This window comes from Sphingomonas sp. (assembly GCF_025362505.1).
Lineage (GTDB): Bacteria > Pseudomonadota > Alphaproteobacteria > Sphingomonadales > Sphingomonadaceae > Sphingomicrobium.
Map to the genome: position 1 here is coordinate 1 of NZ_JANYGG010000111.1, position 12465 is coordinate 12465.

Below are 12465 nucleotides of genomic sequence, written 5' to 3' on the forward strand. Positions count from 1 at the left end.
ATCGTCGGGGCCGAGGATGACGGCTGGTCGGGGGCGGCCTTCCACTTTCCGCGAATTCAGGGGGCGGACGCCTGTGGGCACATCGTTGTGGTGGGCGACGGTGTCGACCCTGCGCGGATCGGCGAGCGCGTGCTGGTCGAACCGGTGTTTCGCGGATCATCGCGGTTCGACGGGCGCTATTTCGGGTCCGAAGTCGACGGCGCCTTTGCCGACTATGCGCGCGTGCCCTCGCCACGCCCACCGCATCGAGTGCGCCCTGACCGACGTCGAACTGGCGAGCTTTCCCTGCGCCTATTCCGCTGCCGAAAACATGCTGGCGCGCATCGGGCTTGGGCGGGGCGAGCATGTCCTCATCACCGGAGCCTCGGGCGGGGTCGGGTCGGCCGCCGTCCAGCTTGCCAAGCGTCGCGGCGCGCAGGTGACCGCGATTGCCGGGGCCGACAAGGCGGAAGCAGTCCGCGCGCTCGGCGCAGACCGGGTCATCCCGCGCGACGCCGATCTCGCCGCGCTGTTCGGGGACGAGGTGTTCGACGCCGCGGTCGATATCGTCGGGGGCGCGCAATTCGCCGCAATCCTCGCCTGTCTCAAGCGCGGCGGTCGTTATGGCGTGGCGGGGGCCATCTCGGGCCCGGTGGCCGAACTCGATCTGAGGACCCTGTACCTGAAGGACCTGCGCCTGCTCGGCTGCACCATCCTCGACGAGGGGGTATTTGCCAATCTGGTCGGCTACATCGAACGCGGCGAAATCAGGCCGCTGGTCGCCGCCACTTATCCGCTGGCCGAGATCGTCGCGGCGCAGCAGGCCTTCCTGACCAAGCGCCACGTCGGCAAGATCGTGCTGACGCTCTAATCCGGCCCTCTAATCGATCGTCTCGACCAGTTCGGCGATGCGCCCGACAATCTCGTCGATATGCGCTTTTTCCAGGATAAGCGGGGGCGACAGCGCGATGATGTCGCCCGTCGCGCGGACCAGCAGGCCATGGTCGAAACAGGCGTGGAACAGCTCGGTCGCGCGCTTCGTCGGCGCGCCGGGTCGCGGCTCGAGCTCGATTCCCGCAACGAGGCCGAGGTTGCGCAGGTCGATCACGTGACGCGCGCCGCGCAACGCGTGGACCGCGTCGGCCCAGTAATCGGCGAGCCCCGCCGCGCGCTCGAACAAGGCTTCATCGCGGTAAAGGTCTAACGTCGCCAGTCCCGCGGCGGCGGCGAGCGGATGGCCGGAGTAGGTATAGCCGTGGAACAGCTCGATTCCGTCGGGTGCGTTGTCGACGATATCGTCGTGGATCGCTCGCGAAACAGCGACCGCGCCCATCGGCACGGCGGCGTTGGTCAGCCCCTTGGCCAAGGTAATCATGTCGGGGATGACGCCGAAATATTCGGCCGCGGTCGCCTTGCCCAGCCGGCCGAAGGCGGTGATGACCTCGTCGAAGATGAGGATGATGCCGTGTCTGGTGCAGATCTCGCGCAGTCGCTCGAGATAGCTCAGCGGGGGCACCAACACGCCGGTCGATCCGGCCATCGGTTCGACGATCACCGCGGCGATCGTCTCGGCGCCATGCAGCGTGACGATCCGCTCGAGGTCGTCGGCAAGTTCGGCGCCCTTGGCCGGCTGGCCGCGCGTGAACGCATTGGCGATGTCATGCGTGTGGCGAAGATGATCGACGCCTGTCAGCAATGTCCCGAACGCGCGACGGTTGTTGACCAGCCCGCCGACCGAAATTCCGCCGAAGCCGGTGCCGTGATAGCCGCGCTCGCGCCCGATCAGCCGGGTACGCGTTCCTTGTCCGCGTGCTCGCTGGCAGGCGAGCGCGATCTTGAGCGCCGAATCGACCGCTTCCGAACCACTGTTGGCGAAAAAGATCCGGTCGAGCCCCTCGGGCATCAGCTCGCCAACCCGCGTCGCGAATTCGAATGCGATCGGGTGGCCGAGCTGGAAGGTCGGACCAAAATCCATAACCCCCGCCTGGTGGCGGATCGCCTCGACGATCGTCTCGCGGCAATGGCCGGCGTTGACGCACCACAGCCCGGCCGTGCCATCAAGTACCGCGCGTCCGTCGGGTGTGTGGTAGTGCATGTCCTTGGCCGTCGCGAGCAGGCGCGGCTCGGCCTTGAACGCGCGATTGGCGGTGAAAGGCAGCCATAAAGCCGCGAGCTGGTCGTTTTGCTGCATTTGTAGGGGTCCGGCGCTTGAGTGACATTCGTCTAGCGATGAGCCACAACGGGACAATCTGCAATCCGATTGGCTACTCATATCGGTTTTCCCGATATCATGCCGGTGAGGAATTGGGCTGGCCTTTCCGTGCGCCTTATGGCCCACGTAAGCTTGGTGACAGCGCGTCGGACCGTAGAACGGCCGCGCGGAGATGGGGAATAGATCATGATTGCCTCTCGAACTGAAATTGCGCCGAAACTTGGTCGTTTGGCGTTGATGGCAACTAGCGCGTTCGTCATGGCTTCCGCTGCCACCGCGCAGACCGCCCCCACGAGCAGTCCTGCCACGCCCGACCCCAACGAGATCATCGTCACTGCGACCCGCCAGTCGGAGGCGATTTCGAAAGTGCCAATTAGTATTAGTGCTTTCTCGCAAAAGACACTCGATGCCAAGGGCATCAAGACCTTCGCCGATGTCGCCCGCTTTACTCCCGGCGTGACTTTCTCCGAGGGATCAAATAACGTCAGCATCCGCGGGATATCGTCCGATGCTGGTGCGGGCACGACCGGCATTTACATCGACGACACGCCGATCCAGATTCGCGGGCTTGGTTTCAGTTCAGACAACAGCCTGCCGGCGATTTTCGACCTCGACCGGATCGAGGTGCTGCGCGGGCCGCAGGGCACCCTGTTCGGGGCGGGTTCCGAAGGCGGCACGGTCCGCTACATCACGCCGCAACCGAGCCTGATTGAATTTCGCACCTACGACCGCGCCGAAGTGTCATCGACCGCGCATGGCGCACTAAGCTACGAAGCCGGCGCGGCGGTCGGCGGGCCGCTGGTCAAGGACAAGCTCGGCATCCGCATCAGCGCCTGGCATCGCCGTGACGGCGGCTATATCGACCATGTCGACAACCAGACCGGCATCGTTGACGACAAGAATATCAATCATGGCGAGGTCACCGTATTGCGCGGGGCGATTGCGTGGGAACCGGTCGCCGGGCTGCGCTTCACGCCGTCGATCCACTACCAGCGGCGGAGGACCAACGCTTCGGATAATTTCTTTGTCGGTCTGTCCAATCCCGGGAGTGGTTTGTTCCGCACGAGCACACCTGAGTATCGCGGCACCCAGGATCGGTTCGTGCTGCCCTCGTTCTATGCGCGCTACGACACGGGCGGGGTGTCGCTGATTTCGAACACATCCTATTTCAAGCGGACCAATTACAGCGGTTACAGCGGGACGCTGTACGACCTGTCCTATTACCAAAGCCTGTGTGAGGGAGGGTGCACGATCGATCCGTTTCTCACCCCGACCGGGATCGATCCGCGACTGCCATACTATCTCAGCCCTTCGAAGGTCACCAACAAGCAGCAGATATTCACGCAAGAGGTCCGCCTCCAATCCAACAATCCGGGTGCGCGGCTCAATTGGGTCGTCGGCGTCTTCTATCAACACAGCAAGCAGCGCAGCACGGAAGAGCTGATCGACCCGCTCGGCAACGCCTTTTTCAACGAGGTGTTCGGTGTAAGCTTGGAGGATTTCTTCGGTTATCCGCTCTATGGCCAGGACAGCTACATCAACGACAGCAAGGCAGTCGAGAAACAGATCGCCGGCTTCGCCAATGTTACGTTCGCGGTCACCGACAAGCTCAAGCTGACCGCCGGCGGACGCTATGCCAACACGAAATTCTCGGTGGTGAACTTCGCCGACGGGTCGCAGAATGGTTCGCGCACCGAAGGTGTCGGAAGCTCATCCGACAAGCCGTTCACGCCCAAGTTCGGAATCAACTACCAGGCCGACCGAAACAACCTGTTCTATGCCAGCTGGTCGCGGGGGTTCCGTGCAGCCGGCGCCAACCCGCCGGTCCCGATCGATCCGTGCCAGGAAAGCCTCGACAATCTCGGCATTCCGTCGGCGCCGATCACCTATAAATCGGACACGGTGACCAGCTATGAAGTGGGGTCGAAGAACCGGCTGTTCGGAGGCGCGCTGTCGCTCGACGGGTCGGTCTATCAGGTCGATTGGAAAAACATCCAGCAGATCGTCAATCTGCCGCAATGCGCGATCCGCTTCATCGCCAACCTTGGCAAGGCGCGAAGCCGCGGGTTCGACCTTCAGGCGACCTTGAGGCCAGCCCAAGGGCTGACGATCGACGGATCGGTCGGCTATACCCACACCCGCTATACCGAGAATGCGAGCCTGTCCCCCACGGGTGCAGTGGTGGTGAACAGCGGCGACGCGATTGAGGGAGCGCCGTGGACGCTTGCGCTCGGAGCGCAATATGACTTCCCGCTCGGCCGCAACGACGCTTATATCCGCGGTGACGCCCAGTATAAGAGCCGGCTCAAGACGCCAACGACTGTTCGCGATCCCAACAGCGCCAATTACGATCCCGCGCTGATTGCCCCTGTCGCTTACACCTTTGTAAGCATGCGTGCAGGGGTCCTTCTCGGGAAGGCCAATGTATCGTTGTTTGTCGATAATCTGTTCGATGTCGCGCCCCAACTCGGCTATACTCACCAAGACTCCAATACGGCGTTGTATGAAAACTCGACGGTCAGACCGCGGACGATCGGGCTGACACTCGTGTATCGCCAGTAAACACTCCAGGTTTCGACGATATTCGCCGTTCGGACGTGGCGCGGAATGTGCAAAGAGTGATCACAGGTTGGGCAAGGGATGATTTCGAGCAGGGTCAAGGAGTGCATGGCGTGCGGCAATGGGTTGCCGCGCTGTGCTTGCCCACCGAGGCACTGATCGAAGGCGCTCCTTCCGCCGCGCGCGATGGAGCGCTTTTTGGCAACCGCTCCCCCGGTGATGGCCACTCGCCCGGCGAGGCCGTCGCGGGAGGAGCCGCAGATATCGACGATGCAGTCCGGTCCGCCCGTGCGGCGTGTGAGGATTGGCGGCGGCGCGACAGCGCGGCCTCCAATCGAGATCACGATCAAGCTCGGCGGTAAGCTCCAACATCGCCGACCCCGGTCTCTAGCGCCACTCGTCGAGCCGCTCCTGCTCCGACACACGAATCAAGAGAGTGATCATGACTAACCAATTTAAGAACTGGATCGCCGAGCATGAGATCGCCGAGGTCGAATGCATCGTGCCCGACATGAACGGCGTGCAGCGCGGCAAGGTGCTGCCTGCCGCCAAGTTCCTGTCGGGCGTCAAGGACGGGACGCTGCGCATTCCGGGCAGCGTCTTCTCGGTCACGATCACCGGCGAATATCCGGACGGCATCGGCCATATCGTTCCGGTCACCGACCCCGACCATGTCATGGTGCCCGATGTGTCGACAATCTGCGAAGCGCCGGGGTTCAAGACGCGGACGGCCTATGTCATCGCCGACGCGTTCGATCGCAACGGCGCGGCGGTCGGCTTCGCGCCGCGGATGATCCTCAAGCGGGTGTTGCAGCTTTACGCCGACAAGGGCTGGCGACCGATCATCGCGCCCGAGGTCGAATTCTACCTCGTATCGCGCAACACCGATCCCGATTTCCCGTTGCTCCCGCCGATCGGGCGATCGGGGCGTCCGGAGACCGCCAGCCAGCCTTACGGGCTCGAGGCGCTCAACGAATTCGAAAACATCATCGAGCATATCTACGAAAATTGCGAACGGGCCGGGCTCGACATCGACACGATGATTCACGAATCCGGCGCGGCGCAGCTCGAGGTGAATTTCCTCCACGGCGACCCGCTTCGGCTGGCCGACGAAGTGCTGCTGTTCAAACGGATCGTCCGCCAGGTCGCACTTGAGCACGACGTTTACGCGACCTTCCTCGCCAAGCCGATGAGCAACCAGCCGGGCTCAGCGATGCACATCCACCAGTCGGTGCTCGACATCGGCAACGGCAAGAATATCTTCTCGCGTGCCGATGGCCGCGACAGCGTCGCCTTCCGCAGCTACATCGCCGGCCTCGCGCGGTTGCTCCCCCAGGTCACGCCGATGTTCGCCCCCAACGTCAACAGCTTCCGCCGGATGCGGCCGGACAGCGACGCGCCGATCAACGTCCAGTGGGGCACCGACAATCGCAGCTGCGGCTTACGCGTTCCGGTGTCGAACGCGGCCAACCGGCGGATCGAGAATCGCCTGCCGGGGGCCGATTCCAATCCCTATCTGGCAATCGCCTCGTCATTGGTGTGCGGCTATATCGGGATGATCGATCGCATGCTTCCGCCAAAGTCGATCGAAGGCAATGCTTACACCCGCGCCCGGACCCTTCCGCGTAGCCTTGAGACGGCGCTCGACCGCTTCCGCAGCTGCCGCCCGGTTCGCGCGCTGCTTGGCGACGAGTTCTTCGAGATCTTCTACGCGATCAAGGGAAGCGAGCTGGAAAATTACCAGTCGGTTATCAGCTCGTGGGAACGCGAGCACTTGTTACTGCGGGTCTAGCCGTTGGGCGGTCCCGACAATTACTACCGTGCCAACGGCAATCCGTTCGCCGCGCAGCCGCCGCTGGCGGGGACGGTTCGCGTCGACCTGTGCGTTATCGGGGGGGGATTTACCGGGATGGCGGCGGCGCTTGCCGCGGCGGAATCCGGGCGCAAGGTGGTCGTGCTCGAAGCCGAGACGGTCGGGTACGGCGCGTCGGGGCGCAACGGCGGACAGCTGATCCCGGGGCTGCGGTGGAGCGCGGGCGAGCTGGTCGAGACGTTCGGGCTGGCGCGCGCTCAGGCGATCTACCAAGTGGCGATGATGGCGGTCGACCGGGTCGCGGCGCGGATCGCGAAGCACGACATCGCCTGCGACCTCAAGCACGGCCATTTCGAGGCGGCGTGGAAGCCGAGCCATTTCGTGGCGATGGCGCGCGAAACAGAATTGCTGGCGCGCGATTTTGGTCGGCCCGAGCTCGAGCTAGTCGAGCCCGCCGACACCGGACGGCATGTTTCGACCGAGCTCTATCATGGCGGCGTATTCGACCAGCGCGGGGGGCATTTTCATCCGCTCAACTATGTGCGGGGGCTGGCCGAGGCGGCGCTGGCTGCAGGCGCGACGATCCACGAGGGGACGCGCGTCACTGCAATCCGGGAAGGCCGGACGGTCGAGGCGGTCACGGCGCACGGCTCGGTCATCGCCGACCAGCTGATCATGGCCGCCGACGCCTGGACCGGCGACTTGCTGCCGTCGGCGCGCGGCTTCACCGTGCCGATCATGAATTATAATATCGCCACTGCCCCGCTCGGTTCGCTCGCTGACGAGCTAATTCCGGGCGACGCCGCGATCGCCGACAGCCGGTTCGTGCTCAATTATTTCCGCCTGAGCGCTGACAAGCGGCTGATCTTCGGTGGCGGCGAGAAGTACCGCCAGTCGCCACCGTCGAGCATCACCGAGTTCGTGCGCCCTTACATGGCCGAGGTCTTTCCGCGCCTATCCGGAACCCCGATCGATTATGGCTGGGGCGGCATCGTCAGCGTGACGATGAACCGTCTGCCGCACCTCGTCCGCCGCGATAACATCTGGATCGCGCATGGCTTCTCGGGGCATGGCGCGCTCCTGACCACTCTTGCCGGCGAATTGCTGGTCGAGGCGATCGACGGCGACGGCGACGCGTTCGACACGCTGGCCGCGTTGCCGCATCGCCGCTTCCCCGGCGGCCCTTTTTTTGCCAAGCCGCTCGCCTCGCTTGGCCTCCTCTATTACGCCCTGAAGGACCGACTATGACCGCTCCCGTGAACGCGATCGACGAAGCCCGCGCCTTTTTCGCGGAGCATCCGCAGGTCGATGCGGTCGACATGATCTTCACCAACATGTGCGGGGTGCCGCGCGGCAAGCGACTTCGCCAGCATGAGGTCATGGCGGTGTATGAGAATGGTCGGTTCCTGCCGATTTCGGTGACCTTCGCTGACATCACCGGGCGCGACGTCGAGGAGACCAAGCTGCTGTGGGAGACCGGCGATGCCGACTGCCATTGCTGGCCGGTGCCGGGGACGCTCGTGCCGACGCCGTGGGGCGGGCCCGGCGCGGCGCAGTTCCTGACCAGCTTCCATGAGCTCGACGGGACGCCCCACGACCTCGATCCGCGCACCGTGCTGCAGGGCGTGATCGACCGGCTGAAGGCGATCGGGCTGACCCCGGTGGTCGCGGTGGAACTCGAATTCTACCTGCTCGACGCCAAGCGCGGTCCGGACGGGCGACCGCGGGTGGCGTCGGGCGGCGGGATCGAACGGAGCGATATCCAGGTCTACGGCCTCGCCGAGCTCGACGACCAGCGCGCCTTTCTCGACTCGCTCTATGCCGGCGCCGACGCGCAAGGCATCCCGCTCGAAAGCGCGATCTCCGAATATGCCGCCGGCCAGTATGAGCTGACCCTGCGCCACAAGCCCGACGCGATGCGCGCGTGCGACGATGCGCTGACCTACAAAAGGCTGGTCAAGGCGACCGCGGCGCAGCACGGCATGGAGGCGACGTTCATGGCCAAGCCGTTCGCCGACAGCGCCGGCAATGGCATGCACCTCCACGTCTCGATGCTCGACGAGAGCGGCCAGAACGCGTTCGCGTCAGACGACCCCGAGGGCACGCCGCTGCTCAAGCAGGCGATCGCGGGAATGAGGGCGCTGCTCGCCGACAGTTTCGCCATCTTCGCGCCCAACGCCAACAGCTATCGCCGTTTCCGGGCGAACAGCTATGCGCCGGTCGCGCCGACCTGGGGCGTCAACAACCGCACCGTCTCGTTTCGCGTCCCCGCCGGGTCGCCGTCGAGCCGCCACGTCGAGCATCGCGCGTGCGGCGCCGACGCCAACCCCTATCTCGCGGTCGCGGCATTGCTTGCGGCAATGCACCACGGGATCACCGGCAAGCTCGATCCCGGCGCGGCGATTGTCGGCAATGGCTATGAAGCGCCGGCCGATCCCAACGCCGATGCGATGCCGTCGAACTGGTTCGCCGCGGTCGATCGTTTCGCGCGGTCGGAGGCGATGAAGGAGTATCTGGGCGTGCGCTTCGTCGACATCTATTCGATCGTCAAGCGCCAGGAACAGGACCGCTATTTTGCGGAAGTCCCCGAGCTCGATTACGAATGGTATATGCGAACGGCCTGAGCCGGCAAGACGTCAGCGGCGCGTGGTCGGGGCTGGAAAAAGCAGCTTGAGGATCGACAACAGGGCAAGCGCGGGGATGACAAAGACTCGATGAATGCAAGAGCGGACGGGTGTGTCCTATCGCAATTTATTTATGCTGCAGCGCACAAAATGTCAAGATTTGACTCTGTTATCGCAGCACCCGCTTGCCCCGCGCGGCCTCCATGAACAGGGTCGCCGCCTCGCTCTGTCGGGTCAGCCGCCGCCAGACGAGCCCGATATCGAACGTCGGGAGCTGGTCGCGGGTGCGCTTCGCGAGGATCCGGTCGCCGTCGAGCGACCACGGGCGGTAGAGCAGGTCGGGCAGGATCGCGAGCCCGGCGTTGGTGCCCACGAGGCCGCGGATCGCCTCGACCGATGCGCTGCGATAGGCCGGGCGACTGTGCACCGGCTGGCGTTGCCACACCGCGCTGGAGACCAGTTGCAACTCCTCCCGGTTGATGTCGATCAGCGGTTCGTCGGCCAGTTCGGCCAGGCTGAAGCTCTCCTGGTCGGACAGGCGGTGTGCTGGCGCCATCCACACCCGCATATCGGATCGCAGGAGCACGTCATGGTCCAGTGCCTCGGGCCGAGTGAGGCCGGGGACGACCAGGATGGCAAGGTCGATTTCACCATTGACCAGCATATGTTCGATATAGTCGCTCTTCTCCTCGACGATCGCGACTTTGACCGACGGGAAGGCCTGTCGGTATCGGGCGAGCAGATCGGGCAAGAAATAGCCGGTCACGGTCGGGGTCGCGCCGACCTTGAGCGTGCCGCTGACTTCGTCCGTATTCTGGGCGATGCCGCCGCGAATATCGTTCATCGCGTCGACGATCTTGCGCGCGTGACGCAAGAACTGCTGCCCCTCGCGGGTCAGGATGACGCCGCGCGCATGGCGCGCGAACATTTCACAGCCGAGCTCAGCCTCGATGAAGCGGATCGCGTCGGTTACCGCCGATTGCGAGATGCCGACACTGGCCGCCCCGCCCGAAATTGATCGAATTTCAGCTACCGCGATGAAATATCGCATCTGTCGGAAAGTGATGTTCATCGAGCTATCGGTTCCACTGATGGCAGTCGTGTCGCATAACAGACTGGCCTTGGGAAGCGAGGCGCGCTTGGTTGTGCGCGTCGATCATCCGCCCGGTTGAATGCGTCGTTCGAAACGCGCACAACAATCAGCGGTAACAGTCTTCAGGGTAGCAAGAGCAATGGATCGTCGCATCACGTTGGGGGAACTCAAGGCCAACCGTCGCTCGATCCTGCAGGGACTCGGCATCGCGGCGGTGGGCTTAAGCTTCGGCGGCCTGGCCGGCTGCGGGAAAAGCGATAGCGGCCCAAATAGCGTCGGCAAGATCGCTGCCACAGGGGAAGACAAGAAGCTCAATTTTTACAATTGGGACACTTACATCGGCGAGACGACGCTGGCCGATTTCAAGGGCGCGAGCGACATTGACGTAAACATGTCGCTGTTCGCGACCAACGACGAACTGTTCGCCAAGCTGCGCGCGGGGAACCCCGGCTTCGACGTGATCGTGCCGTCGAACGACTTCGTCGAGCGCATGGTGTCGTCGAAGATGCTGATGCCGCTCGATCAGTCGCAAATCCCCAATATGAAGAACATCGACCCGAGCTTCATCGACGTGCCCTACGATCCGGGCCGCAAATATTCGATGCCCTTCACCTGGCTGGTGCTCGGCATCGGCTATCGCAAGTCGAAGGTGAAGAGCTTGCCCGACAGCTGGAAGGTGCTGTTCGATTCGAACGAATATGCCGGCAAGATCGGCCTGCTGAGCGAAGCCGGCGACCTGTTCCGCCTTTACGGCAAATATCTCGGCAAGTCGGTCAACGAACTGACCCCCGCCGACATTGCGACGATCGAAAAAATGATGATCAAGCAGAAGCCGTTCGTGAAGGTCTTCCACGAGGACAATGGCCAGGACCTGCTGGTCAAGGGCGAGATCGATCTCGTGCTCGAATATAATGGCGACATCGCGCAAAAGATGGTCGAGGACGATGACATCGACTTCGTCCTGCCCAAGGAGGGCAGCCAGCTCAATTCGGACACTCTGTGCATTCCGGTCGGCGCGCCGCATCCCAAGAACGCCCACGCGTTCATCAACTATCTGCTCGACGCGGAGGTCGGCAAGGGGATTACCAGCACGATCCACTATCCGACCCCGAACGCCGCAGCGAAGGCGCTAATGCCCGACAGCTACAAGAATAATTCAGTGGTGTTTCCGCCAGCCGCGCAACTCGCCAAGTGCGAATATGCCAGGTTTCGGCCGGACATTCAGCCGCTCTACGAGGAAGCCTTCACGCGCGTCCGGGCGTCGTAAGCGACAATGCAGGACTGGCGATTTCATCGGCGCGCGTTCGCCGCGGTGGCGGCAGCGCCGGTGGGGTGGCTGGTCCTGTTCTTCCTCGTGCCCCTGGCGATCGTGTGGGCCTACAGCTTCGGCGAAAATGTCGGGCTGACGCGGATCACGATCAGCGGCACTTTTTCCAACTACGCCCACGCGCTCGAGCCGCTTTACCTCAACATCTTCCTGAAGTCGGTCGCGGTGGCGGCGCTGACGACGCTGATCTGCCTCGTCGTCGGGATTCCGGTGGCGATGGCGATCGCCTTCGCCCAGCCGAAGTGGAAGGCGTGGCTGCTGTTACTCGTGATGCTGCCGTTCTGGACCAACCTGCTGATCCGTACCTACGCGCTGCTGTCGCTAATGGGGACGCGCGGGATCGCCAATGGCGGGCTCGAGAAATTGTGGAATGGATCGAGCCATGTCTCCGCACTGCTGGGTTTCGGCGCGTTCGGCGAGTTCCAGGCGGTGCCCCTGCTCTACAATAATTTCGCGGTGATCTTCGGGCTGGTCTATGTCCATTTGCCCTTCATGGTGCTGCCGCTTTACGCCGCGCTCGACCGGCTCGACAAAAGTCTGATCGAAGCAAGCCTCGACCTTGGCGCGGGCCATTTCCGGACGATCACGCGGATCGTCGCTCCGCTCGCCGCGCCGGGTATCATCTCTGGCCTGATCATCACCTTCGTGCCCGCGTTGGGCGCCTACCTGACCCCCGATTTGATGGGCGGGACCGACAGCCAGATGATCGCCAACGTCATCGAGCGCCAGTTCAAGCGCGCCAACGACTGGCCGTTCGGCGCGGCGCTGTCGTTCATCCTGATGTACGCGACCTTCATCCTCATCGCGCTCCAGGCACTGCGCAACAAGAAGGCCGAGTCGCGGTCATGAGGCACGTCT

The 12465-nt window shown here is 63.4% G+C and carries 9 protein-coding genes and 1 pseudogene; 8 read left to right on the forward strand and 2 right to left on the reverse strand.

Annotated elements, in window-relative coordinates:
* Positions 1-90: 90 nt before the first annotated feature.
* Positions 91-165 (forward strand): annotated as a pseudogene (locus Q0R27_RS13475) (hypothetical protein); the annotation flags it as partial.
* Positions 166-214: 49 nt separating this feature from the next.
* A complete protein-coding gene (locus Q0R27_RS10660; protein ID WP_293944329.1) occupies positions 215-850 on the forward strand; it encodes a zinc-binding dehydrogenase in 636 nt (211 codons plus the stop codon).
* Between the two features lie 9 nt (positions 851-859).
* On the opposite strand, the gene Q0R27_RS10665 is transcribed toward Q0R27_RS10660, so the two are convergent.
* Positions 860-2170: an aspartate aminotransferase family protein gene (locus Q0R27_RS10665; RefSeq protein WP_293944331.1), complete on the reverse strand. Its 1311-nt coding sequence runs from the start codon at positions 2168-2170 to the stop codon at positions 860-862.
* Between the two features lie 279 nt (positions 2171-2449).
* Between Q0R27_RS10665 and Q0R27_RS10670 the strand changes: the two genes are divergently transcribed.
* The 4 genes from Q0R27_RS10670 (at position 2450) to Q0R27_RS10685 (ending at position 9187) form a co-directional block, all read left to right on the forward strand.
* Entirely contained in the window at positions 2450-4753 is a 2304-nt protein-coding gene (locus tag Q0R27_RS10670) for a TonB-dependent receptor (RefSeq protein WP_293944333.1), read from the forward strand.
* 439 nt (positions 4754-5192) lie between these two features.
* A complete protein-coding gene (locus tag Q0R27_RS10675) occupies positions 5193-6542 on the forward strand; it encodes a glutamine synthetase family protein (protein ID WP_293944335.1) in 1350 nt (449 codons plus the stop codon).
* Between the two features lie 3 nt (positions 6543-6545).
* A complete protein-coding gene (locus Q0R27_RS10680) occupies positions 6546-7811 on the forward strand; it encodes an FAD-binding oxidoreductase (protein ID WP_293944337.1) in 1266 nt (421 codons plus the stop codon).
* A complete protein-coding gene (locus tag Q0R27_RS10685) occupies positions 7808-9187 on the forward strand; it encodes a glutamine synthetase family protein (RefSeq protein WP_293944338.1) in 1380 nt (459 codons plus the stop codon). The genes Q0R27_RS10680 and Q0R27_RS10685 overlap by 4 nt, the downstream gene beginning before the upstream one ends.
* 169 nt (positions 9188-9356) lie before the next feature.
* Here Q0R27_RS10685 and Q0R27_RS10690 read toward each other — a convergent pair whose 3' ends face one another.
* Positions 9357-10259, reverse strand: a complete 903-nt coding sequence (locus Q0R27_RS10690) for a LysR substrate-binding domain-containing protein (protein WP_293944339.1) — start codon at positions 10257-10259, stop codon at positions 9357-9359.
* 160 nt (positions 10260-10419) lie between these two features.
* On the opposite strand from Q0R27_RS10690, the gene Q0R27_RS10695 reads away from it, so the two are divergent.
* Together Q0R27_RS10695 and Q0R27_RS10700 are read left to right on the forward strand one after the other, a co-directional pair.
* Positions 10420-11547, forward strand: coding sequence for a spermidine/putrescine ABC transporter substrate-binding protein (locus tag Q0R27_RS10695; RefSeq protein ID WP_293944341.1), 1128 nt, complete (start codon positions 10420-10422; stop codon positions 11545-11547).
* Between the two features lie 6 nt (positions 11548-11553).
* Positions 11554-12456, forward strand: a complete 903-nt coding sequence (locus Q0R27_RS10700) for an ABC transporter permease (protein ID WP_293944342.1) — start codon at positions 11554-11556, stop codon at positions 12454-12456.
* The last annotated feature ends 9 nt before the right edge of the window (positions 12457-12465 follow it).

What these genes read in the sequence shown, in the direction of transcription:
- Q0R27_RS10660 (WP_293944329.1), top strand. Translation starts at nt 215, where the DNA reads ATGCGCGCGTGCCCTCGCCACGCCCACCGCATCGAGTGCGCCCTGACC.
- Q0R27_RS10665 (WP_293944331.1), bottom strand. Translation starts at nt 2,170, where the DNA reads ATGCAGCAAAACGACCAGCTCGCGGCTTTATGGCTGCCTTTCACCGCC.
- Q0R27_RS10670 (WP_293944333.1), top strand. Translation starts at nt 2,450, where the DNA reads ATGGCTTCCGCTGCCACCGCGCAGACCGCCCCCACGAGCAGTCCTGCC.
- Q0R27_RS10675 (WP_293944335.1), top strand. Translation starts at nt 5,193, where the DNA reads ATGACTAACCAATTTAAGAACTGGATCGCCGAGCATGAGATCGCCGAG.
- Q0R27_RS10685 (WP_293944338.1), top strand. Translation starts at nt 7,808, where the DNA reads ATGACCGCTCCCGTGAACGCGATCGACGAAGCCCGCGCCTTTTTCGCG.
- Q0R27_RS10690 (WP_293944339.1), bottom strand. Translation starts at nt 10,259, where the DNA reads ATGAACATCACTTTCCGACAGATGCGATATTTCATCGCGGTAGCTGAA.
- Q0R27_RS10695 (WP_293944341.1), top strand. Translation starts at nt 10,420, where the DNA reads ATGGATCGTCGCATCACGTTGGGGGAACTCAAGGCCAACCGTCGCTCG.
- Q0R27_RS10700 (WP_293944342.1), top strand. Translation starts at nt 11,554, where the DNA reads ATGCAGGACTGGCGATTTCATCGGCGCGCGTTCGCCGCGGTGGCGGCA.